Source organism: Streptomyces sp. NPDC030820, from assembly GCF_055572075.1.
Genome location: NZ_JBVIEB010000010.1, coordinates 255,078 through 275,708, shown reverse-complemented (window position 1 = coordinate 275,708; position 20,631 = coordinate 255,078). Strand labels below are relative to the sequence as shown.

Annotated in this window: 23 protein-coding genes; 6 read left to right on the top strand and 17 right to left on the bottom strand. The window is 69.3% G+C overall.

Annotated features, from left to right (window positions below):
- Positions 1–129: 129 nt before the first annotated feature.
- Positions 130–1,557, bottom strand: coding sequence for a hypothetical protein (locus ACZ418_RS27705; RefSeq protein WP_468368026.1), 1,428 nt, complete (start codon positions 1,555–1,557; stop codon positions 130–132).
- Between the two features lie 264 nt (positions 1,558–1,821).
- Here ACZ418_RS27705 and ACZ418_RS27700 point away from each other — a divergent pair, with 264 nt between their 5' ends.
- Complete coding sequence (locus tag ACZ418_RS27700) at positions 1,822–3,648, top strand: endonuclease/exonuclease/phosphatase family protein (protein WP_468368023.1); 1,827 nt, start codon at positions 1,822–1,824, stop codon at positions 3,646–3,648.
- 12 nt (positions 3,649–3,660) lie between these two features.
- On the opposite strand, the gene ACZ418_RS27695 is transcribed toward ACZ418_RS27700, so the two are convergent.
- The 4 genes from ACZ418_RS27695 to ACZ418_RS27680 all read right to left on the bottom strand — a co-directional run bounded on the left by ACZ418_RS27695 (position 3,661) and on the right by ACZ418_RS27680 (position 6,080).
- On the bottom strand, positions 3,661–4,398 hold the full coding sequence (locus ACZ418_RS27695) for an SRPBCC family protein (protein ID WP_468368020.1): 738 nt from the start codon (positions 4,396–4,398) through the stop codon (positions 3,661–3,663).
- Positions 4,399–4,440: 42 nt separating this feature from the next.
- Positions 4,441–4,998 (bottom strand): DUF3618 domain-containing protein, encoded by a 558-nt coding sequence (locus ACZ418_RS27690; RefSeq protein WP_468368017.1) that lies wholly within the window; start codon positions 4,996–4,998, stop codon positions 4,441–4,443.
- Between the two features lie 249 nt (positions 4,999–5,247).
- Entirely contained in the window at positions 5,248–5,940 is a 693-nt protein-coding gene (locus tag ACZ418_RS27685; RefSeq protein ID WP_468368014.1) for a hypothetical protein, read from the bottom strand.
- Positions 5,937–6,080, bottom strand: coding sequence for a hypothetical protein (locus ACZ418_RS27680; RefSeq protein ID WP_468368011.1), 144 nt, complete (start codon positions 6,078–6,080; stop codon positions 5,937–5,939). Before ACZ418_RS27680 ends, ACZ418_RS27685 begins: the two co-directional genes overlap by 4 nt.
- A gap of 167 nt (positions 6,081–6,247) precedes the next feature.
- On the opposite strand from ACZ418_RS27680, the gene dapA reads away from it, so the two are divergent.
- Together dapA and ACZ418_RS27670 are read left to right on the top strand one after the other, a co-directional pair.
- Positions 6,248–7,150 (top strand): 4-hydroxy-tetrahydrodipicolinate synthase, encoded by a 903-nt coding sequence (gene dapA / locus ACZ418_RS27675; protein WP_468368008.1) that lies wholly within the window; start codon positions 6,248–6,250, stop codon positions 7,148–7,150.
- Between the two features lie 111 nt (positions 7,151–7,261).
- On the top strand, positions 7,262–7,765 hold the full coding sequence (locus ACZ418_RS27670) for an HAD domain-containing protein (RefSeq protein WP_468368006.1): 504 nt from the start codon (positions 7,262–7,264) through the stop codon (positions 7,763–7,765).
- Positions 7,766–7,871: 106 nt separating this feature from the next.
- Here the strand turns inward: ACZ418_RS27670 and ACZ418_RS27665 are convergent, their stop codons facing one another.
- Positions 7,872–8,186: a hypothetical protein gene (locus tag ACZ418_RS27665; protein WP_468368004.1), complete on the bottom strand. Its 315-nt coding sequence runs from the start codon at positions 8,184–8,186 to the stop codon at positions 7,872–7,874.
- A 334-nt stretch (positions 8,187–8,520) separates the two neighbouring features.
- Between ACZ418_RS27665 and ACZ418_RS27660 the strand changes: the two genes are divergently transcribed.
- A complete protein-coding gene (locus ACZ418_RS27660) occupies positions 8,521–8,853 on the top strand; it encodes a hypothetical protein (protein ID WP_468368001.1) in 333 nt (110 codons plus the stop codon).
- Positions 8,854–9,954: 1,101 nt separating this feature from the next.
- On the opposite strand, the gene ACZ418_RS27655 is transcribed toward ACZ418_RS27660, so the two are convergent.
- The 4 genes from ACZ418_RS27655 to ACZ418_RS27640 all read right to left on the bottom strand — a co-directional run bounded on the left by ACZ418_RS27655 (position 9,955) and on the right by ACZ418_RS27640 (position 13,633).
- Positions 9,955–10,557: a hypothetical protein gene (locus ACZ418_RS27655; protein WP_468367999.1), complete on the bottom strand. Its 603-nt coding sequence runs from the start codon at positions 10,555–10,557 to the stop codon at positions 9,955–9,957.
- A gap of 351 nt (positions 10,558–10,908) precedes the next feature.
- Positions 10,909–11,262 (bottom strand): hypothetical protein, encoded by a 354-nt coding sequence (locus tag ACZ418_RS27650; RefSeq protein ID WP_468367996.1) that lies wholly within the window; start codon positions 11,260–11,262, stop codon positions 10,909–10,911.
- Positions 11,263–11,477: 215 nt separating this feature from the next.
- Positions 11,478–12,998, bottom strand: coding sequence for a helix-turn-helix domain-containing protein (locus ACZ418_RS27645; RefSeq protein WP_468367993.1), 1,521 nt, complete (start codon positions 12,996–12,998; stop codon positions 11,478–11,480).
- Between the two features lie 458 nt (positions 12,999–13,456).
- Positions 13,457–13,633 carry a hypothetical protein gene (locus ACZ418_RS27640; protein ID WP_468367990.1) on the bottom strand — a complete coding sequence of 59 codons (177 nt, stop codon included), beginning with the start codon at positions 13,631–13,633 and terminating at the stop codon, positions 13,457–13,459.
- Positions 13,634–14,008: 375 nt separating this feature from the next.
- Between ACZ418_RS27640 and ACZ418_RS27635 the strand changes: the two genes are divergently transcribed.
- Positions 14,009–14,533 carry a hypothetical protein gene (locus tag ACZ418_RS27635; RefSeq protein ID WP_468367987.1) on the top strand — a complete coding sequence of 175 codons (525 nt, stop codon included), beginning with the start codon at positions 14,009–14,011 and terminating at the stop codon, positions 14,531–14,533.
- Positions 14,534–14,902: 369 nt separating this feature from the next.
- Here ACZ418_RS27635 and dapD read toward each other — a convergent pair whose 3' ends face one another.
- From dapD to ACZ418_RS27620, 3 genes are all read right to left on the bottom strand, one after another.
- Positions 14,903–15,889, bottom strand: a complete 987-nt coding sequence (gene dapD, locus ACZ418_RS27630) for a 2,3,4,5-tetrahydropyridine-2,6-dicarboxylate N-succinyltransferase (protein ID WP_468367984.1) — start codon at positions 15,887–15,889, stop codon at positions 14,903–14,905.
- 64 nt (positions 15,890–15,953) lie between these two features.
- Positions 15,954–16,487: a TetR/AcrR family transcriptional regulator gene (locus ACZ418_RS27625; protein ID WP_468367981.1), complete on the bottom strand. Its 534-nt coding sequence runs from the start codon at positions 16,485–16,487 to the stop codon at positions 15,954–15,956.
- A complete protein-coding gene (locus ACZ418_RS27620) occupies positions 16,487–16,810 on the bottom strand; it encodes a DMT family transporter (RefSeq protein WP_468367979.1) in 324 nt (107 codons plus the stop codon). The genes ACZ418_RS27625 and ACZ418_RS27620 overlap by 1 nt, the downstream gene beginning before the upstream one ends.
- Before the next feature lie 128 nt (positions 16,811–16,938).
- On the opposite strand from ACZ418_RS27620, the gene ACZ418_RS27615 reads away from it, so the two are divergent.
- The gene (locus tag ACZ418_RS27615; protein ID WP_468367977.1) at positions 16,939–17,727 is read left to right on the top strand and encodes an AbfB domain-containing protein; all 789 of its coding nucleotides are present in this window, start codon (positions 16,939–16,941) and stop codon (positions 17,725–17,727) included.
- 68 nt (positions 17,728–17,795) lie between these two features.
- Here ACZ418_RS27615 and ACZ418_RS27610 read toward each other — a convergent pair whose 3' ends face one another.
- From ACZ418_RS27610 to sufC, 4 genes are read right to left on the bottom strand one after another with little or no spacing between them, the layout of a single operon-like run.
- Complete coding sequence (locus tag ACZ418_RS27610; RefSeq protein ID WP_103812962.1) at positions 17,796–18,128, bottom strand: metal-sulfur cluster assembly factor; 333 nt, start codon at positions 18,126–18,128, stop codon at positions 17,796–17,798.
- Positions 18,125–18,592, bottom strand: coding sequence for a Fe-S cluster assembly sulfur transfer protein SufU (sufU, locus tag ACZ418_RS27605; RefSeq protein WP_031166065.1), 468 nt, complete (start codon positions 18,590–18,592; stop codon positions 18,125–18,127). The genes ACZ418_RS27610 and sufU overlap by 4 nt, the downstream gene beginning before the upstream one ends.
- 18 nt (positions 18,593–18,610) lie before the next feature.
- Positions 18,611–19,867 carry a cysteine desulfurase gene (locus ACZ418_RS27600; protein ID WP_451004181.1) on the bottom strand — a complete coding sequence of 419 codons (1,257 nt, stop codon included), beginning with the start codon at positions 19,865–19,867 and terminating at the stop codon, positions 18,611–18,613.
- A complete protein-coding gene (sufC, locus tag ACZ418_RS27595; RefSeq protein WP_468367973.1) occupies positions 19,864–20,628 on the bottom strand; it encodes a Fe-S cluster assembly ATPase SufC in 765 nt (254 codons plus the stop codon). The genes ACZ418_RS27600 and sufC overlap by 4 nt, the downstream gene beginning before the upstream one ends.
- Between the last annotated feature and the right edge of the window lie 3 nt (positions 20,629–20,631).

The following is a 20,631-nucleotide window of genomic DNA, read 5'->3' as shown; positions in this document are numbered from 1 at the left end:
CGCACACGCTCCCGCCGCACCTTGAACAGGGGTTGAACAGCGGACTACTTCAGAGACCCTTGTTCAAGAATCCGTATACGCCACCCCATGGCCGACTCAAGCCACGCCATGATCAGCTCAAGGAGTTTTTCAGGCCCCGCGCTGCGACCGCGCCTTGAACGCGGCCTTCCGCGCTTCCTTCGCCACCTTCTTGTCCGGATGCAGCCGCCCCATCGCCTCCAGCACATCGGCCGTGGCCGGGTGCCCCACCCGCCAGGCCGCGGAGAAGAACCCGCTGTGCTGCGCGGCCAGCCCCTCCACCAGCGCCTGGAGCTCCTCGGAGTTGCCCTCGGCCGCCAGCTGCGCGGCCACCGTGTCGATGGTCAGCCAGAACACCAGCTCCTCGGACGGCGCCGGCACACCCGCCGCGCCCCGTTCGCTGAGCCACACCCGGGCCAGCCCGCCCAGTTCCGGATCGTCCAGCACCTCCCGCAGCGCCGGCTCGGCCTCCGCACCGATCAGGGACAAGGCCTGCTGGCAGCGCAGCCGGCGCAGCGGCGCGCCCGCGTCCGCACCTCGTGCCGCCGCCAGCAACTCCCGGGCGGCATCGAGCGGTTCGCGCCGCGTGAGCCACAGCTCGGTCTCGGCGCGGGCGGCGGACTGCCCGAACCCGGCCGTACCGTCGAGCAGCGCGTCCGCACCCTTGTCGGCGAGCTCACCGACGGCCGGCGCCTGGAACCCGGCCTCCAGCAGCCGCGCCCGCAGCCCGTACACGCCGAGCGGGGTCAGCCGGACCATGCCGTACCGCGAGACATCGGTGTCGTCGAGTTGCGCCGCGGGTTCCTCCTCGGCATCGGCCATCAACACCTCGTCCACCGGCTGGTACTCCACGAGTCCGACCGGCTCCAGCGCCCGGAACTGGTCGTCCAGCCGCATCATCGCGTCGGAGACCTGTTCAAGGACGTCGTTGGTGGGCTCGACCATGCCGTCGGGGACGATCATCGAGGCGGCGAGGGCGGGCAGCGGGACCGGACCCTCGCCGGGGCCGCCCTCACTCACCGTCAGCAGGTAGAGGTTGCCGAGAACGCCGTCCAGGAACTCCGCCTCGGCCTCGGGGTCCCAGTCGAGTGACGAGAAATCGATCTCGCCGCCCTCGTCCAGGGCATCGACCAGATCGTCCAGGTCCGGGACGCTCGCGTCGGCGACGACGGTCTCCAGTGCGGCGAGCCACACGGCGAGCACATCGGCCGGGGCGCCGCCGGTGAGCAGCTTCAGCTCCTCGCCGGCCCGGACCGTCCCCGTCTCCTCGTCCACGATCTCGACCAGCCCGGCGTCCATGGCGACCCGCCAGGCCTCACTGGCGTACGCGGCGGCGTCGTCACCGCTCAGCCCGAGCAGTTGGGCGGCGGCCGGAAGCTGCTCCTCGACCAGTCCGCCGCCGGCGTCCACGCGGGTCTCGGGCCCGGCCCAGCGGGCGAGGCGGGCGGCGCGGGAGAGCAGCGGGGTGGACAGCGCGGCGCGTGCCAGCTCCGCTTCGGGGTGCAGCCGTACGGGCGGCAGGGGGGAGCTGTCTGACATCGGCTGGTTCTCCTCGGACCGTGAACGGGCTCAGCCGCTCAGCCTAGACGGATTTCCACCCATGCCGCCCGGTTCATCTCCCCGTCGACCGCCATACATGGCCGAAACCTTGACAACTCCCTTCGCCAGGCAGGAGATTGACGCGCGTAGAAGTTGGGGGGACAACTGTTCACTCGGCTCTACGCGCGTCACGGAGGGCTACGACCCCCACACGCTCCCGTACCACCTCGTCCCGGCACATCGTCACGTCCCCGGAGGGATACCTTGCCGAGCAGGTCTTCCGCGCGCCTCGCCGCGCTCACCGTCGCCGCTGTCTGCAGCGCGGCGTCCGCCGTCGTTCTCACGTCTCCCGCGCACGCCGACTCGGTGCGCATCCACGACATTCAGAGCACCACCCGAATATCGCCGTTCGCGGGCCAGAAGGTGACGGATGTGCCGGGCATCGTCACGGCCACGCGGGCGTACGGCTCCTCCAGAGGTTTCTGGATCCAGGATCCGAGCCCGGACGACAACCCGGCCACCAGCGAGGGCGTCTTCGTCTTCACCGGCTCCACGCCGAAGGTCGCGGTCGGCGACTCGGTGACGGTGACCGGCACGGTCTCCGAGTACGTCCCGGGCGGCACCGCCTCCGGCAACCAGTCGGTCACGGAGATCACCAAGCCGGCGATCACGACGGTCTCCACCGGCGATGCGGTCCCGGCGCCGGTCGTGATCGACGAGGACTCGGTCCCGGACGAGTACGCGCCGCAGGGCGACACCGCGGCCGGCGGCTCGATCAACGGCCTGACCCTGGACCCCTCGACGTACGCCCTGGACTACTACGAGTCCCTGGAGGGCATGAACGTCCAGGTCGAGGACACCCGCGTGGTCACCGCCACCGACCCCTACAGCGAGCTGTGGGTGACGGTGAAGCCGTGGGAGCACCGCAATGTGCGCGGCGGCACGGTCTACGGCTCCTACGACTCGCAGAACACCGGCCGGCTGCAGATCCAGTCGCTGGGCTCGACCGCCGACTTCCCGAAGGCGAACGTCGGCGACACCCTGGAGGGCGCCACCACCGGCCCGCTGGACTTCAACCAGTACGGCGGCTACACCCTGGTGGCGAGCAAGCTCGGCACCCTGCAGAGCGGCGGACTGGAGCGCGAGACCACGCGCAAGCAGTCGAGCCGCGAGCTGGCGGTGGCCACCTACAACGTCGAGAACCTCGACCCGTCGGACAAGACGTTCGACCAGCACGCCGCCGCGATCGTGAACAACCTGCAGTCGCCGGACATCGTGTCCCTGGAGGAGATCCAGGACGACAACGGCGCCACGGACGACGGCACGGTCGACGCGAGCGTCACCGTGAACAAACTGATCGACGCGATCGTCGCGGCGGGCGGCCCGAAGTACGACTGGCGCTCGATCAACCCGGTCAACGACCAGGACGGCGGCGAGCCGGGCGGCAACATCCGCCAGGTGTTCCTGTTCAACCCGGAGCGGGTGTCCTTCGTGGACCGCGCGGGCGGCGACTCCACCACCGCGGTCGGCGTCACCAAGGAGAACGGCAAGGCCGAGCTGACGGTCTCCCCGGGCCGCATCGACCCGGGCAACGCGGCCTGGACCAAGAGCCGCAAGCCGCTGGTCGGCCAGTTCGTCTTCCGCGGCAAGACCGTCTTCGTGATCGCCAACCACCTGATCTCCAAGGGCGGCGACCAGGGCCTGACCTCGCAGTACCAGCCGCCGACGCGCAGCTCGGAGATCCAGCGCCACGCGCAGGCGACCGAGGTGAACGCGTTCGTCAATGACATCCTGGCCGTCCAGAAGAACGCGAACGTCATCGCGCTCGGCGACATGAACGACTTCGAGTTCTCCGGGACGGCGAAGATCCTGGAGGGTGACGGGGAGCTGTGGTCGGCGATCAAGTCGCTGCCCAGGAGCGAGCGTTACACCTACGACTACCAGGGCAACGAGCAGGTCCTGGACCAGATCCTGATCAGCCCGGCGATCCGGCGCGGCTGCGACTTCGACTACGACTCCGTGCACATCAACTCGGAGTTCAACGACCAGATCAGCGACCACGACCCGCAGGTGCTGCGCTTCCGCCCGTGAGCAGAGCCGCTCTCAGGACTGGCTGAACACCCCGTTCAGCCAGTCCTGCCAGGCACTCTCGTTCGCCTCGGCGTCGGCGTCCGGCGCGAAGTCGTGGACGCTGATGCCGAGCGGGGCGCCCCAGTGGCCGCGTCCGAAGAAGCGGATGAGCGCGTCGTCGGTGCGCAGCCCGATGAAGTACGGGCTGCGGTAGTCGAGTACGGCGTCCAGCGTCCGCCCGCCCGGCCCCCGCACCCCGACCTTCGCACCCGCGGCCGCGTCGTCCGCCAGACCGAGGGCGTGGGCGACGGCGGCGAGCGCCCCCGGCGTCCCCGAGGCCGCGGGCCCGTTCAGCTGGGCGAAGGCGACCGGGCGGGGCGCGAAGTGCGTCAGGTACTCGCACAGGGTGTGCAGATAGAAGTTGGTGTGCTTGCTCGCGCCGTCGTACTGGTTGTTCCAGTCATCCGTGAAGATGCCGCTGTGGACATAGCGCACCCAGGAGCGGCGGCCCTCGTCGCGGGGCTCGATGGTGTAGTCGAGCCGGTTCAGCGACTGGACCGGGAAGCCGACGTCCTCACTGCGGTTGGTGTACCGGTGGGGCGGATCCCAGGCGGTGACGGTGGACCCGAAGGGGCCCGCACCACCGACCCGGGGCTCTGGCGGCTCCATGGGCCACAGATAGCCACCGGTGCCGGTGGTGACGGCCGCCCAGACCTTCTCAGGCGGGACGTCGACCTCGAACTCGCGGACGATCTCGAATTCCTCGGACATGGCGGGGCTCCTGCTCACTCATGTCGGGGCCCCATGGGGCGGTCAATGGTGACGCTGCCTGCGCCAGACGATACCGGCCGTCACCGCGGCCGCGCCCACCACGCCCACGGCGAGGACCGGTCCCGGATGGCGCATGCCCGCGCGCATCGCGCCGCGCAGGGGCTGCGGAACGGTGTCCTCGACGGCGTGGCCCGCGCGTCCGGCCCGGTGCTGAACGGCATGCCCGGCCCGGCTCGCCCGGTCCTGCGCCGTATGACCGGCCTGCACGGCCCGCCCCTGCAGCGCGTGCCCCACCCGCGAGGCCCGGCCCTGCACCACATGACCCGCCTGAGCGGCCCGGCCCTGCACCGCGTGGCCGGCCTTGACGGCCCGGTCCTGCATGCCATGGCCGGCCTGGGCGGCGCTCTCACGCAGCTGCACGGTCATGGCACCGGCCTTGTCCTTCAGGTCGGCGGCCCGTACCCGGGCCCGACCCTTCACATCGGCCTTGCCGACCAACTGGGCGACTGTGCCACCGAGTTGGTGCCTCGTGTGCTCGATCTGCTGCCGCAGCTCGTCGGGCCCCTTGGCGCCCGATCCGTGCGGAATCCTGTGCTTCATCGATGTGCCCTTTCCCTGATCGTGTCGAGGCCGCGCACGGCGGGGAGGGGACGTGGCGGGTGGTGTCCGCCCGCAGCGGCCGGCGCGCCCTGGACAGACAGTGCGCCGGACCGAGGACGGGCACCACCCGGCGCGGCACCGACTCACAACCCACCGTAGGCGCGCCCCCGGCCGCGACGCACCTGCAGGGGCCGCCGCAGGCATCCGCACCCACGCACCCACAGATTCGGGTACCCGCCCCGAAGACCGTCAGTCCCGCTCGACGCCCCCGCCCCCGCGCTCGCCGAGGCGCGCGAGTTGGCCCTGGAACCAGTCGAGTCGCGCCTGCAACAGCGCCGCCTCGGCGACGAGTTCGGGTACTCCCAGCTCCGCCCCGGCCACCGACGCGGCGGGGAACCCGGTGCCACCGCCCCGCGCCACCACCCGCACCCCCTGCCCGGCCAGCCGGGCGAAACCGGCGAGCGAAACCGACGTACGGCCGCGCACACAACCGCCGCAGACGGGGGCGAGGGCCCGCCAGCCGGGCCTGCCCCAGCCGGCGTCGCCGAGCGCGACGGCGGTGGCACCACAGGGGCACGGACCGGCGGTGGCCGTGCGCACCCGCTGCCGGGCATAACGGAAGCCGCGCTCGAAGCGGATGTAGGCGCCGAGCACGGAGACCTCCAGAAGCAGGGCGGTCCGGTGCTCGGCGGTGCACAGCATGGCCTCGGCGGCACCGCGGTCGTGGACGCAGTGGAAGCCGCAGTCGCACAGCCGGGCCGGCGGCCGGTGCCGGCGGCCGTAGACACACGCGGCATCGTCGAGCACGGCGTACGGCAGCGCGCCGCCGAGCGACACACCGGTGAACCCGGCCCGGGTGCCGTCCTGGGACAGCACCGGGTGGGCGATCTTGTATCCGGTCGGCGGCTCCGTAGGGCGTTCCGCGGGGAGCCGCAGTCTCATCGGACGGCCGGAACCTCTTCGCGGGCCGGCTCGGCCGGTTCGACGGGGGCGGCGATCTCTTCGGGGAGCGGGGCCTTCTCCTCCTGGACGAGCGGCCGCTCCTCGGCGACGCCGGTGGCCAGTGCCTTGCCGAGCTTCATGGTGCCTCCCATGACGGACGTCGGTGACCCTCCGGCCATAGTGACCCATGAGGGGCCGAGTTGGACACACGGCCTCCGCCCGTAACCGCCACCCATCAGCAGTTCTTAGCAATACCCCGTAGCAGAATTAAGTAGAGCTTCACCGACAGACTGCCGACACTACCCGTATGACAACCTCACGCACCACCACCCGCCCCTTCGGCCGCACGCTCTGCGCGATGATCACGCCGTTCACCGCGGACGGTGCCCTCGACCTGGACGGTGCCCGGAAGCTGGCCTCGTGGCTGGTGGCCGGGGGCTGCGACGGCCTGGTGCTGAACGGCACCACGGGCGAGTCGCCCACCACCACGGACGCGGAGAAGGCGGAGCTGGTCGCGGCCGTCCGGGAGGCGGTCGGCGACCGGGTGTCCCTGGTCACGGGCGTGGGCAGCGCCGACACCCGGCACACCGTCGAGCTGGCCCTGGCGGCGGAGAAGGCGGGCGCCGACGGCGTGCTGGTGGTGACGCCGTACTACAGCAGGCCGCCACAGGAGGCGGTGGAGGCGCACTTCCGCGCGGTCGCCGACGCGAGCGGGCTGCCCGTGATGCTCTACGACATCCCGGGCCGCACCGGCACCCGGATCGAACCGGACATGGTCATCCGCCTCGCCGCGCACCCGAGGATCGTGGCCGTCAAGGACTGCTCCTACGACTTCCTCGGCACCCAGAAGGTGCTGGCCCACACGGACCTCGCGTACTACGCGGGCTGCGACGAGCACGTACTCGCGTTGTACGCGGTCGGCGCGGCGGGCTGTGTCAGCACGGTAGCGAACGCCGTACCCGGCGCAATCGCCGCAGTCCTCGATGCCTTCGACGCGGCCGACACCGCCCGGGCGACCGAACTCCAGCTACGCGCGACGCCGTTGATCGAGGCGATGATGGGCGCGGGCCTGCCCGGCACGGTCACGGCCAAGGCCCTCCTCGCCCGCCTGGGACTGCCCGCGGGCCCGGTGCGCGCACCCCTGCTGCCCGCCGGCCGGGAGGCGGCCGACGGACTGCTGGCGCGCTACGAGGAACTGACGACGGCCTGATCAGCGCTCGGCACCGCTTGCCGTCCGCCCAGGCGCCGGACCGAGGATCCCGTCCGGGGCCCGGAGAAAAACTCCGAGGACCGGCCCGCCTCCCTGCCGTACGGTGGCCTGGTGAGCCGCCCCCTGCTGTTCCTGGACGTCGACGGCCCCCTCAACCCGTACGCGGCCCAGCCGGAACGCCGGCCCGCGGGCTATACGACGATCCGGGTGCCCGTGTTCCCCCGGCGCCCGCTGCGGGTCTGGCTGAACCCGGACCACGGCCCGGCTCTGCTCGGGCTCGGCTACGAACTGGTCTGGGCGACGACCTGGATGGCCGAGGCCAACGTCTGGATCGCCCCGGTCGTCGGGCTGCCCGAGCTGCCGTACGTCGACTTCGGTACGGGCCTGTTCGCCGAGCGCCCCGACGGCGTGCACTGGAAGACGGAGGCGATCGTGGCGTACGCGGGAGGCCGCCCGTTCGCCTGGGTGGACGACGAGCAGAGCGCGGCGGACACCGCGTACGTGGCCGCCCGCCACCCCGCCCCGGCCCTGCTCCATCACGTGAACCCGAGAATCGGCCTGCGCGAGGACGACTTCGCGGCGCTGCGGGAGTTCGCGGCGCCTCCGTCCGCATGACACAGCACCCTCCGCATGACACAGCGCCCTCCGCCACATACGGCGGAGGGCGCTGGGGCGCGGTGGGTCAGTTGTGGCTGTTCTGAGTAAGACGCAGGTCAGGGGCCTAGCTTGCCCCCTGGGCCGTCTCGGGGCCGTCCTCGGTGCTGTCGGGGTCCCGGAAGACGCGATCCACGGCGGCCCGGGTGCGCGCCTCGCCGTTCTCGCGTCCGAGGGGGATGCCGGCGGATGTGAGAGCGGGTCGCCACACGAAGCGGTTGAAGCGAGTTCGGTGTACAGCCAGAGCCTTGTTCCGGACGTTGACGAACAGCAGCGAGGCCGTCACGGGCGGGCCGTCCGGCGTCTTCCAGGGCAGCGTGACCTCAACCGGCTCGCGCTTCGTGATGTGGGCGGCCAGCGCGAAGGAAACCGTCTCGGGCAAGGGCACATGCCGTTCCTTGCCTCCCTTGGGCGGGCCGAAGACCGCCTGGGTGCCTCGGATGAGCTTGACCTGCCGGACAACGTGGACCTCTGGAGATCGGCACGATCAAGCATGCAAGTTTCGCCGGGTGTAACCGTCGCACAAGGCGTTCACCCATTCGGGCTAATCAACATCGCGGCGCACACCCTGAGTTCCTACGGTCGGAAAGCACGGGAGGCGGTCATCTTGCTCGGGAGACCCCCGCAGGCCGCGCCCGAGGGAGGCAACCGTGCTCCGAATACCCGCTGCCGCCGTCGCAGGGTGCGTCGTGCTGGGATTGTCGGCCCCCGCTGCGATGGCCACCGACGGCCCCAACCCCATCGCCACCGTCAGCCCCAAAACCGCAAAGCCCGGCGCAACTGTCATCCTGACCCTGCGCAACTGCGAGGACCCCAGCCAGGGCGGGATTGCCGAGGGCGCGCTCATCGGCGGCGAGACCACGGCGAGATCTCCCATCGGGATTACGGAGCTCAAGCCCGACGCCACTGGAGAGTATCCCGTGGGAACGCTCGTCGGCATAACCAACATCAATGAACATGCCAAGCGCGGAGCCACGGAGCGCATCTACATGGCCTGCGCGTCGAACCCGAACAAAGCCGTCGAGACCACCGTCACCATTGCGCCCTAGCTGGCGCGCCCCTCGCGAAGTGGGTCCTGGTGATCACGACCCGCTTCGCAAGCCCGTTGATCACTCGCAGGATTATGACCCGTGCAGACGTCTGGGACCGAAGGGGCCTCCGGACTGCGCGCAACTTTGTAGGCGCGGACTGTAGGGCAGCCGCTGACATCCACACCTGACTGCACCGCACCGTAAGCGCGGCGGTCCAGCAGTCAGCACCTACCCCGCTCGAACTCCTAAAGCGGTGCAACGGCACTCGACAGCCCAGCACGCCACTGGCGAAGCGCCGGCGGCCCAGCCCACCAAAACTTGCCCGCATCTTCCGAGCGCCGGGCTACTCCTAAGGGCTGTCCCGCTACGTGGCGGCGCGCCTCTTCACGAGTGGCGTTCAAGAATGGCAGCCACCAGCCTGTTTATATGGAACATGGCGCTGCGACCATCAGTCTGTATCGAGAACCGAGTCCGGGGGATAGATTTGTACGGTATCGGGTCATGATGGATGGAACCCAGGTTGCTCGTATCAGGGAGGGCGAGGAGATCGAGCTGACGGTCAGTCCGGGTGAGCACACCCTGCAAATGCGTATCAACTGGACGGGAAGCCCAGAGGTCCAATTTTCCGTCCAAAGCGGGGAATCTGCTACTTTTACATGTGGCGGAATGCAAGGGGATCCACTGATGTCTCTAGTCGACTCTTTCTTTCACCATGACCGCTGGGTGTGGCTTGAGCCTGGACCCACCGATGGATGATCAAAGGCGGTAGGCGTCGTTGTGTGCTGCTGTTGGCATACGGGTTGACGTACGCCATGAGGCGCCCGACTTTACGGGACAACGCTTAGGTGGTCAGAGTGACCAACCGCTGATCGAATCCAGGACATTCCTATCTGGCCATCTCCCTTGGCCGTCGTGGTCCTCACTGTTCTTGCGGCCACGGCTCACACCGCTTGCGGTCGTGCCAGATGCGTGCCAGTTCGTGCGGGGAACCACGGGGAACAGCGGGCAACGCAGTAGCGGCCAGCCAGGCACCGTCAGCGCTCCGCCCCAGGGCAGCAGCCCATTCAGCCAGAGATCACCTCAGCTTCCCAAGCTAAGGGCGCCCGCAGGTCTCAGAACTCAGAGAAGGTCGCGCCAGAAGGGGACTGTTGCTCTCGGGTCCCAGGTCTCGTCGACATCGCTTCGTGCCTCGTCGAACTCCTGGTGCATGTAGTCGACCAGGTCCAGCCCGTAGTAGATGATGTCGGTCTGCCACACCGAGAGCACCGGATGCCCGAAGCTTCCCCGGCCGGCAGGAAGGTACCGGTGGCCGTACACCGGCACAAGCAGCGGCACATCTGGAAGATGACGCTGTGCAGTGGCCAGGGCGGCCGCGGCATCAGCCGGACGCTCACCCCATGCCTCGTACCAGAATGCGTTGCGCTCGACGTCGAAGAGAACGCCCTCGACCGGCCAGCCGAGCTGATCGCGCAACCTTTCCGGATCGCCGCTGCGCCACTCGGGCCAGGGCTTGGACCAGGTCTGCCCCTCCTCGGGAGGCACGTTGACTGGAAGGCCCGCCGCAAGGAACGCGCGGTGATCGTCCGCGAACTCGAACCCGAACTCCTGCTCGATGCGCTCGAACTCGGCATCCGTCAGTCCTGACTCGAACTCATAGAGCCCTGTCTGCGCCAAGCGCCGTGCGGCCTCCGCGCCCAGACGTACTCCCTCATTGCTGATCACCGCCGCACGGTAGCGCCGATCGCAGCCCACCGTCACCCGGGTTACGCGCGGGTCCGTCTCAGTTTCCGTCTCATTCAGCGCCGTTCATGGCCGTTCAGACGAGACCGACGGCGCTCGCCACCCTCACGAGCGGCCGCGCATGAACCCAGGTGAACGGCCATGTTCGATGCCCCCGGGACCACCAACAGACTTGGAAAGCGTGCACCTGTCCAGCATGCAGTGAAGATACGGCGCGGGCGACGGTCACGCACCGTGTCCACAGGCCACGACCCCAGCGATATCTGCGTCTCGCCTGCCGATCCATCATCTGTCATCTGCCTGTGGGAGGTTGGTGGCTTCTTTGAACTTTAGCTAGGCGCGGGTGACGCTGACGCCGCCAACCAGGCCCCAGGCGTCGATCCGGACTGTCGGGCCACCCGGTTCGCTCGGGCCATCGTCCTTCACTCCGCCCAGGCGCAGCCCGTGGACCTCCACCCGGACGTCGCGGCGGACCTTGAGGCTGACGCCGCCGATCAGGCTCAACTTGGTGATGCGCAGCTCGGTGCCGTCCGGGATGTCGATGTCCGTCAGATCGACGTCGGCACCACCGATGAGGGAAGCAGTGACGGTCCTCTCGTGGAGGGTGGCTCCTGCCAGGCGATGACCGCCGATCAGGCTCACCTTGATGTCGGTCTTCTGTGGCTTCACCCCGTTGCTCTTCGTCATGGGAAGTACCGTACGGGCGTCGGCCCGCGGGCCCCAGTGCTCTGCATCCGGTATTGCATATGACAGGTGTCATGCCGGAGCCGACACCGAACCTGAGTGGAACCAGGCGGGCGTTCCTGGCCGAAGCGGCAGCAACCGGCACCTCCAGCAGCATGGGCCTGGGTGACGGGGAACGGTCACATCGCGAAAATGGCCCGAGCAGCTCCCACGTTCCCTCAAGAGTCGGTGGGTACCCACTGACGCACACCGTGGTCGTTCGTGCCGTACCAGTAGTGGGGCAGGCCCTTGATGCTGCTGGTGCGGAACGGATGGCCGTGGTCGTCGATACGGACCGTGCCGGTGCGGCCCTGGGATGACCAGTCGAGTTCCAGGTACCAGTTGCAGTCGTAGGCCTCGGTCGTCGCGGTGACCTGCAGCACCTCCGGGTCCTCGGCGGAGACGCGGTAGGGGAACTGCACCGCGGGGACGGGCTTTCCGCTGTCGTTGCCGGGGCGCGCGTGGGCGATCGGGCGGTCGACGTCCAGGTTCACGGAGAAGTTGCGGGGCGGCAGATCACTGCCGCAGCCCTGGCCCATGGCGTACGCGTTGCCGGTGACCGGGGTGCCGCGGCTGACGATACGGACCCGGAGGGCCGCGAGGACCACGGCCGTGGACGACTTCCCCTGCACCGAGATCTGCACCATCGTCTGCCGCCCAGGTACCGCCTGCTGCGTCGCTGCCCACACTCCGGCGTCCTGCTGTACGGGCGGCGGGGGCACCTGGGCCGGCTCCTTCCCGATGACGTAGTCGTGCCCGCAACCGCCGTCCCAGATCTGCGAGTCGGCGGTCCACGTGAGTGGCACATCGGTTGGCACGGGGGCGTCGCTCTTCGTCTCCGCCGACGATCCGCCCTTCGACTCGGGGCTCCCTGAAGCCCGTACTCCTGTGGAGGGCGAGGCCGAAGAGCGGCTGCGGGAGGGGCTGGCCGCAGTAGCCGAGGGGTGGTGTGACGTACCGGTTCCTGTCGTACGGGACTGACCGGGGGCCTTGGCGGAGTTGTCGTGAGACCGGTCGGCCGACAGCGCCGACATACTACCCAGCGTCACCAGCAGTACGGTCGCCGTGGCTGCGCCGACGACGGTACGGCGACGGCCGTACCAGGGCCGTCCAGTTGAGCGGACCGCATCCCACTGGGCCGTCGACTCGCGACTGCCCGGTCCGGGAGCGTCGGGAGCAGCCAGTGCGGCGTCGGGGGCGCCCGCATCGAGTCGCGGTGGTGAACCGCTCGTGCCGCCCCCGTCACCACCGATGCCGTCGGCGCCGCCACCCACACTGCGCGTGCTGCCACCCGCACGCCCCGCCGTCCGGCTGTCCGGACCCGAAGCCCGCTCGTCCCCTGTCGGCTTCAGTGCCCCTTCGGTCTTTGTCGGCTCCGCTGCCTCCTCACCCGCCCTCGGCCGCTGTCGTGCCGTCACCGCGAGCAGCCACAGGCGGTGCAGATCGAGGCGTTCCTCCGGTGTTGCTCCGCAGAAGGCGGCCAACCGCTCCACCGGGGCGTAGTCCTGCGGGACCGTCTCGCCCGCGCAGTAGCGGTGCAGCGTGGAGGTGTTCATGCCGAGACGGCGGGCCAGGGAGCCGTAGCTCCGGTCCGTGCGGTCCTTCAGCCGGCGCAGCAGCGCCGCGAACTGCTCGACGTCGTCCTCGGTCGACACCGCTCCCCCAACCTCCCACGTGTCCCCGTATCTCAGGCGGTCCATATACCTGCACGTCAGATGGGCTGGGATGGTTCCACCCTCGCCGGGCGGGCGTCCGGCGTTGCGCCGAGCCGTCGTGACGGCTGATGCTCTTGGTGTCGCACCGACCAGGACCGGACCGGCCAGTCTGCGGCGGGCGACAAACGACTCTCATGCACTCATCCACGGGAGACACCCATGCCCCAGCGCACCCGAGCAGGCCCGCCCCTTGCACTCGCCGTCACGGGCTCGCCCTCGGCACGACGCTCGCCACACTGGCAAACGTCGCGGCCAAGGCGTCGGCTTCCTCACGGCGGCCCAACTCCCGTCGTATCCAAGCCCGCCCTGAACGGTCGGCAAGGTCACCGCCTGCGTACCGGAGGCGGTGGAACAGGACCGCTGTCTACGCATGGCGCTGGGCGGCGACAGCCCGGACCTGGTACCGGGAGCTCCGCACCGAACTCGACAGGAGCGACCGTCCGTCAGGTCAGCGTGCAGTTGTCCAGGACGACTGTGGCGAAGGGGCGCTTCTCGCGGCCGAGCAACGACATCAAGTCCTGTGCGCACGCATCGAGAAGGTCGACCCGGAGACCGAGGCCACGCTGAAGGACTACGGCACGCTGCCTGCCGAAGAGGGCAGGCACGGATACGGCCTGCACCGGTGACCTCCTGGGGCGTCTTTGACACCCGTCTCGCGACTTCCGGCATGCGCCGGTGAAGGCCTCCAAGAAGACGGCCGTCACGGGCCGCGGACAAGCTCCGCTGACCGCATGACCGGGGCAGCCCTCCGCCACGGGGGTGGGGAGGCCGGCCAATCGACCACTGACAGGGTCATTCGGCGCGATTCAGCAGGACTTGGTGTCGTCGAACGCGCCCCGAGCCGCGGCAGGGGGGAATGGGTCCGCGCAGCAGCAGATGTTCATGACTCCGGGGCAGCGCCCGCCGACCCGAAAAGGCGATAGCCACACGACGGCCCCGGCACGAAGACACCGGGCCGAGAGCAACCACATATGGAACGGAAAAGGAAGATGCACATGAACAGGAAGTCCCCCGCACACCGCCGTCCGGGCCGCCGCGCGGCCGTCGCCGCCGGCCTCGTCCTGGCTGTCGGACTCGGTGTGTCGACACAGGTGTCGGCACAGGCATCCGTCCATGCCCCCGCAAAGTCGTCCGCCGCCGCACCGCAGTCCGTCAGCGGCACGAGCGGCCAAGTGGTGACCCGGGTCGCCGACTTCTACGGCGCGTACATCGACGCGATCGGCGACTACACGGACCCGGACGCCACGCTGGAAACGGTGCTCCGCAAGCACTACCTGACGCCCGACTTCGCCAAGCGACTGGCGGCCTGGGAGAAGAAGCACGGGGCGGACGGTGTCCTGCGTGCTCAAAACGTCCCGCGGAAGTGGACGGTGACCGACAACGGCGCCGTGGGTAACGGCCATGAGGTCATCGTCACCCTGACCTTCGGCAGCGGGGAGACGACGCAGAAGATCAAGCTTTTCGTGCTGGTGGAGCGGTACAACCACATCGTCGACATCGGCACCACGAGCAACCGCTGACAGCGGAGCCGCTCGGCCCGGTCTGTCATGGTCAACCTCACGACGGACGAGAACACACCCATCCGGCGAGTAACCTACTGGTACATAAGGGGCAATGTCTTCACTTCAAACGCCTTCACCATCCTTGCCAGCGCAGCAGACGTAGGCACCCCGTGGAGACCGTTCGTGGCCCGCCCCCACATGAGCCGCCAGGAACTCCCTACCTGGTGATCGAACTCCTAATGCGGTGCTCACGCACGAGCGCCCTCCCGGGCCGTCCTCGGGCCGTGGAAGGGCGCTCAATGGTGACCAACGTCGACAGGTGCCGACAGCTCGGAGCAGGTCACAGCGTTGGTCGAGAGGGGGGCCGCAGGTCACGGCCGCGCGTGATCAGTTGTGGCTGTGCAGGATGTCGTTCAGGCCGCCCCAGACCGCGTTGTTCGGGCGGGCCTCGACCGCGCCGGTGATCGAGTTGCGGCGGAAGAGGATGTTGGAGGCGCCGTTCAGCTCGCGGGCCTTGACGATCTGTCCGTCGGGCATGGTGACCCGGGTGCCCGCGGTGACGTACAGGCCGGCCTCGACCACGCACTCGTCGCCGAGCGCGATGCCGACGCCCGCCTCGGCGCCGATCAGGCAGCGCTCGCCGATGGAGATGATCACGTTGCCGCCGCCGGACAGGGTGCCCATGGTCGAGGCACCGCCGCCGATGTCGGAGCCGTTGCCGACCACGACGCCCGCGGAGATCCGGCCCTCGACCATGGAGGTGCCCAGCGTGCCGGCGTTGAAGTTGACGAAGCCCTCGTGCATGACCGTGGTGCCCTCGGCGAGGTGCGCGCCGAGGCGCACCCGGTCGGCGTCGGCGATGCGGACGCCCTTGGGGGCGACGTAGTCGGTCATGCGCGGGAACTTGTCGATCGAGGTGACCTGCAGGTGCAGGCCCTCGGCGCGGGCGTTCAGCCGCACCTTCTCGACGTCGTCCACGGCGACGGGGCCGAGCGAGGTCCAGGCGACGTTGGCGAGGTGGCCGAAGATGCCGTCCAGGCTCTGGCCGTGCGGCTTGACCAGGCGGTGCGAGAGCAGGTGCAGACGCAGGTAGACGTCGTGCGCGTCGATCGGCTTCTCGTCCAGCGAGGCGATGACCGTGCGGACCGCGACCACCTCGACGCCCCGGCGGGCGTCCGGGCCGATCGCCGCGGTCGCGCCGCCGCCCAGCAGCTGAGCCGCCTGCTCGGCGGTGAGCCGCTCGGTGCCGGCCGGGCCCGGCTCCTCGACCAGCTCGGGGGCCGGGAACCAGGTGTCGAGAACGGTGCCGTCGGAGGCGAGGGTGGCGAGGCCGGCGGCGACGGCGCCGGTGGTGCGGGAAGCAGAGTCGGTCATGGAAGAAAACCTAACGTGGGCGGGGTGGTCAGGGCGAACCGCGTCTCACGTGCCGGGCGCCGCTTCAGGGGATCAGCCGAGCGAGGGCGGCGCGGGCGTACTCCTGGTCGTACGAACCGCCCGTCAGCAGCACCTGGAGACAGATCCCGTCCAGCAGGGCGAGCAGGGCGCGGGCGGTGACCGGGTCCGTGCGGCGGGCCAGCAGGGCAGCCGCCTCCTCGGTCCACTCGGCGGCGACGGGGCGCAGGGCGGGCCGGCGCAGGGCCGCCAGATACAGCTCGTACTCCAGCTCCACGCCCGTGCGGTCGCCGCCCAGCCACACGCCGAGCGCGCGGGCGAGTTCGGCGGCGAGATCGCCTTCGCCCTCCTTCGGCAGCTGCTCGGCCAGCACCCGGCCGAAGTTCTCGTTCGACTGCCGCAGCGCGGCCACCATCAGCTCTTCGAGGGTGGCGAAGTGGTACGTCGTGGAGCCGAGCGGTACGTCCGCCTCGGCGGCGACCGAGCGGTGACTGAGGCCCGCGATGCCGTCCCGGCCGACCACGCGGATCGCCGCGTCGATGAGGCGCCGGCGCCGGTCGGGGTCGTAGCGGCGCGGCATCAGTGGCTCGCCCCGCCCAGGTTCAGCACGACCACTCCGCCGACGATCAGCAGGATGCCGCCGACCTTGGCGAGGCTCAGCCCCTCCCCGAACAGCAGCAGTCCGAGGAGGGCGATGGCCGCGGTGCCCACGCCGGACCAGATCGCGTACGCCGTGCCGATCTGGACGGTCTTCAGCGTCTGGGCGAGCAGTGCGAAGGAGACCAGGTAGCCCAGAGCCGTCACGAGCGAGGGCCAGAAACGGCTGAACCCCTCGCTGTACTTCATCGCCGTCGTCGCGGCGACCTCGGCGGCGATGGCGCCGGCGAGTGACAGATATCCCATGCGTACGAGCGTACACAACGATGCGTACGGTCGTACACAACAGATACGTACGGGCGTACACAACGAGATCGTTCCACTCTCACAGAAACCGCTCGCTGAACCGTCCGCCGGCACTAATGTGCAGGGCCATGCCCGACCACACCCCCCATCCCTGGGAGACCGGCTGGAGCGCCGATGCCTCCCGGTCCCCCGGCACCAGAAGACTCTGGCTGGCCGGCGCGCTGGCACTCGCGATCGTCACCGCCTGCGTCACGGCGTTGGCGATGAAGGACAGGCCCCCGCGCACCACGACCACCGCGCAGCCGACCGGAGCACCCTCGGACAACGGCCCCGGCCTGCTCTCCTTCGCCTCCCCGTCGGCACGGACGACCCCGCCCCCGCAGGGCGGCAAGGGCACGTTCCCGGCGGCATCTCAGGCGGCTGCCTCGCCTTCGGCCACACCGAAGTCCATACCCACCAAGTCCCCGTCGCCTCGGGGAACTTCCACCAAGCCCGCGAAGAGGGAAACCTCCGTCCGCTCCCTCAACTACCCGGACCGCTACTGGCACATCAGCGGTGACCTCGTGAAGCTCGATCCGGTCACCACCCCCGCCGACCGCCGCGCAGCGACCTTCACTGTCGTCAAAGGTCTTGCGAACAGCGGCTGTTACTCCTTCGCCACGGCGGACGGCGGCTACCTCCGCCACCGGAACTTCCTCCTGCGCGCCGAACTCGACGACGGCACGCCCCTGTTCCGCCAGGACGCCACCTTCTGCCCCCGCCCCTCCTCCTTCAGCGGGGCGGTCATGCTGGAGTCGGTCAACTACCCCGGCCGCTTCCTGCGCCACCAGAACTTCCAGCTGAAGCTGGACCCGTACCAGAACACCGACCTCTACCGCGCGGACTCGGCGTTCCTGCTGGTGGACGGGCTGGGCTGAGCACGCTGAGCCCGTGCACGCGAAAGGGGCCACGGCACACGGCCATGGCCCCTTTCACAGGCTCTGTGTCAGACGTTGAATCCGAGCGCCCGAAGCTGCTCGCGGCCGTCGTCGGTGATCTTGTCGGGGCCCCACGGGGGCATCCAGACCCAGTTGATGCGCAGTTCGTTGACGAGGCCGTCCGTGGCGGACTTGGCCTGGTCCTCGATGACGTCCGTCAGCGGGCAGGCCGCGGAGGTCAGGGTCATGTCGACGGTCGCCACGTTGGAGTCGTCGATGTGGATGCCGTAGATCAGCCCGAGGTTGACGACGTCGATGCCCAGCTCGGGGTCGACCACGTCCATCAGGGCCTCGCGGAGTTCCTCCTCCGAGACCGGCTTCATCTCTGCGGTGTCGGTCATGCCGTCTTCCTTTCGGCGTCGGCGCCACCCAGCGCCTGGGCCGTCGCGTCCTTCCACGCCATCCAGCTCAGGAGGGCGCACTTGACCCGCGCGGGGTACTTGGAGACACCGGCGAACGCGACCGCGTCCTCCAGGATGTCCTCCATCGCGTCGTCGGGCTCGATCCGGCCCTTGGACTGCATCAGCTCCAGGAAGGTCTCCTGGATCTTCTGCGCCTCGGCCAGGTCCTTGCCGACCAGCAGCTCGTTGAGGACCGACGCGCTCGCCTGGCTGATCGAGCAGCCCTGGCCCTCGTACGAGACGTCCGCGATCTTCGTGCCGTCGTACTTCACACGGAGGGTGATCTCATCGCCGCACGTCGGGTTCACATGGTGCACCTCGGCGTCGCCATCCCGCAGACCACGCCCGTGGGGGTTCTTGTAGTGGTCCAGGATGACTTCCTGGTACATCGAGTCCAGCTTCACGGTCTCAGCTCACGCCTCTCAGCCGAAGAAGTTCCGTACGTGCTCCAGCCCCTCGACCAGTGCGTCGATCTCGGCCGGCGTGGAGTACAGATAGAACGACGCTCGCGTGGTCGCAGGAATTCCGTACCGGAGGCAGACGGGCCGCGCGCAGTGGTGGCCGACGCGGACCGCGATGCCCTGCTCGTCGAGGACCTGGCCCACGTCGTGCGGGTGGATGTCACCGAGCGTGAAGGAGATCGCGGCGCCCCGGTCCTCGGCCGTGGTCGGGCCGATGATCCTCAGGTCCGGGACCTTCTGCAGACGCTGGACCGCGTACTCGGTCAGCGCGTGCTCATGGGCGAGGATCTTCTCCATGCCGATCGACTGGAGGTAGTCGATGGCCGCGCCGAGACCGACCGCCTGCGCGATCGGGGGCGTGCCCGCCTCGAACTTGTGCGGCGCCGGGGCGTAGGTGGAGGAGTGCATCGAGACCGTCTCGATCATCTCGCCGCCACCCAGGAAGGGGGGCAGGTCCTCCAGCAGCTCCTGGCGGCCCCACAGGACGCCGATGCCCGTCGGGCCGCACATCTTGTGGCCGGTGAAGGCCACGAAGTCGGCCTGCAGGGCCTGCACGTCCAGCGGCATGTGCGGGGCGGCCTGGGAGGCGTCGATGCAGACCAGCGCGCCGACCTCCTGGGCGCGACGGACTATCGCCTCGACCGGGTTGACCGTGCCCAGGATGTTCGACACCAGCACGAAGGAGACGATCTTCGTCTTCTCGGTGATGATCTCGTCGATGTTGGTGAGGTCCAGCCGGCCGTCGTCCGTGAGACCGAACCACTTCAGCTTCGCGCCGGTGCGCTGCGCGAGCAGCTGCCACGGCACGATGTTGGAGTGGTGCTCCATCTCCGTGATGACGATCTCGGTCTCGTGGTCCACCCGGTAGGGCTCCTCGGCCCAGCCCAGCATGTTCGCCACGAGGTTCAGCGACTCGGAGGCGTTCTTGGTGAAGATCACCTCGTCGCGGCTCGGCGCGTTGATGAACGCGGCGACCTTGTCGCGCGCGCCCTCGTACAGCGCCGTGGCCTCCTCGGCGAGCACATGCACACCGCGGTGGACGTTGGCGTTGTAGCGCTCGTAGTACTCGCTCAGGGCGTCCAGCACCTGGCGCGGCTTCTGCGAGGTCGCCGCATTGTCCAGGTACACGAGCTTCTTGCCGTCGTGGACCAGCCGGTCCAGCACGGGGAAGTCCTTGCGGATCGCCTCGGTGTCGAGGAGGCCCGGCAGCTGTGTCACGCGGATACGCCACCCTTCGTGTATGCCTCGTAGCCCTCGTCCTCCAGCTTGTCGGCGAGTTCGGCACCGCCGGACTCGACGATCCGGCCGCCGGAGAAGACGTGGACGAAGTCGGGCTTGATGTAGCGCAGGATGCGCGTGTAGTGCGTGATCAGCAGGGTGCCGACCTCGCCGGTCTCGCGGACGCGGTTGACGCCCTCGGAGACGATGCGGAGCGCGTCGACGTCCAGACCGGAGTCGGTCTCGTCCAGGATCGCGACCTTCGGCTTGAGCAGCTCCAGCTGGAGGATCTCGTGGCGCTTCTTCTCACCGCCGGAGAAGCCCTCGTTGACGTTGCGCTCGGCGAAGGACGGGTCCATGTTGAGGCGCTCCATGGCCTCCTTGACCTCCTTCACCCAGGTGCGCAGCTTGGGGGCCTCGCCGCGGACGGCGGTGGCGGAGGTGCGCAGGAAGTTGGAGACCGAGACGCCGGGGACCTCGACCGGGTACTGCATCGCCAGGAACAGGCCGGCGCGGGCGCGCTCGTCGACGGACATCTCCAGGACGTCCTCGCCGTCGAGGGTGACGGTGCCGCTGGTGACCGTGTACTTCGGGTGACCCGCGAGGGAGTAGGCGAGGGTCGACTTGCCAGAGCCGTTGGGGCCCATGATGGCGTGCGTCTCGCCCTGCTTCACGGTGAGGTCGACGCCCTTGAGGATCTCCTTCGTGGCGTTGTCGGCCTCGACGGTGACGTGCAGGTCTCGGATTTCAAGCGTTGCCATGGG

Coding starts and splice junctions, on each gene's coding strand:
- ACZ418_RS27705 (WP_468368026.1), bottom strand. CDS start 1,557: ATGTCAGACAGCTCCCCCCTGCCGCCCGTACGGCTGCACCCCGAAGCG.
- ACZ418_RS27695 (WP_468368020.1), bottom strand. CDS start 4,398: ATGTCCGAGGAATTCGAGATCGTCCGCGAGTTCGAGGTCGACGTCCCG.
- ACZ418_RS27690 (WP_468368017.1), bottom strand. CDS start 4,998: ATGAAGCACAGGATTCCGCACGGATCGGGCGCCAAGGGGCCCGACGAG.
- ACZ418_RS27685 (WP_468368014.1), bottom strand. CDS start 5,940: ATGAGACTGCGGCTCCCCGCGGAACGCCCTACGGAGCCGCCGACCGGA.
- ACZ418_RS27680 (WP_468368011.1), bottom strand. CDS start 6,080: ATGAAGCTCGGCAAGGCACTGGCCACCGGCGTCGCCGAGGAGCGGCCG.
- dapA (WP_468368008.1), top strand. CDS start 6,248: ATGACAACCTCACGCACCACCACCCGCCCCTTCGGCCGCACGCTCTGC.
- ACZ418_RS27660 (WP_468368001.1), top strand. CDS start 8,521: ATGGCCACCGACGGCCCCAACCCCATCGCCACCGTCAGCCCCAAAACC.
- ACZ418_RS27650 (WP_468367996.1), bottom strand. CDS start 11,262: ATGACGAAGAGCAACGGGGTGAAGCCACAGAAGACCGACATCAAGGTG.
- ACZ418_RS27645 (WP_468367993.1), bottom strand. CDS start 12,998: ATGGACCGCCTGAGATACGGGGACACGTGGGAGGTTGGGGGAGCGGTG.
- ACZ418_RS27635 (WP_468367987.1), top strand. CDS start 14,009: ATGAACAGGAAGTCCCCCGCACACCGCCGTCCGGGCCGCCGCGCGGCC.
- dapD (WP_468367984.1), bottom strand. CDS start 15,889: ATGACCGACTCTGCTTCCCGCACCACCGGCGCCGTCGCCGCCGGCCTC.
- ACZ418_RS27625 (WP_468367981.1), bottom strand. CDS start 16,487: ATGCCGCGCCGCTACGACCCCGACCGGCGCCGGCGCCTCATCGACGCG.
- ACZ418_RS27620 (WP_468367979.1), bottom strand. CDS start 16,810: ATGGGATATCTGTCACTCGCCGGCGCCATCGCCGCCGAGGTCGCCGCG.
- ACZ418_RS27615 (WP_468367977.1), top strand. CDS start 16,939: ATGCCCGACCACACCCCCCATCCCTGGGAGACCGGCTGGAGCGCCGAT.
- ACZ418_RS27610 (WP_103812962.1), bottom strand. CDS start 18,128: ATGACCGACACCGCAGAGATGAAGCCGGTCTCGGAGGAGGAACTCCGC.
- sufC (WP_468367973.1), bottom strand. CDS start 20,628: ATGGCAACGCTTGAAATCCGAGACCTGCACGTCACCGTCGAGGCCGAC.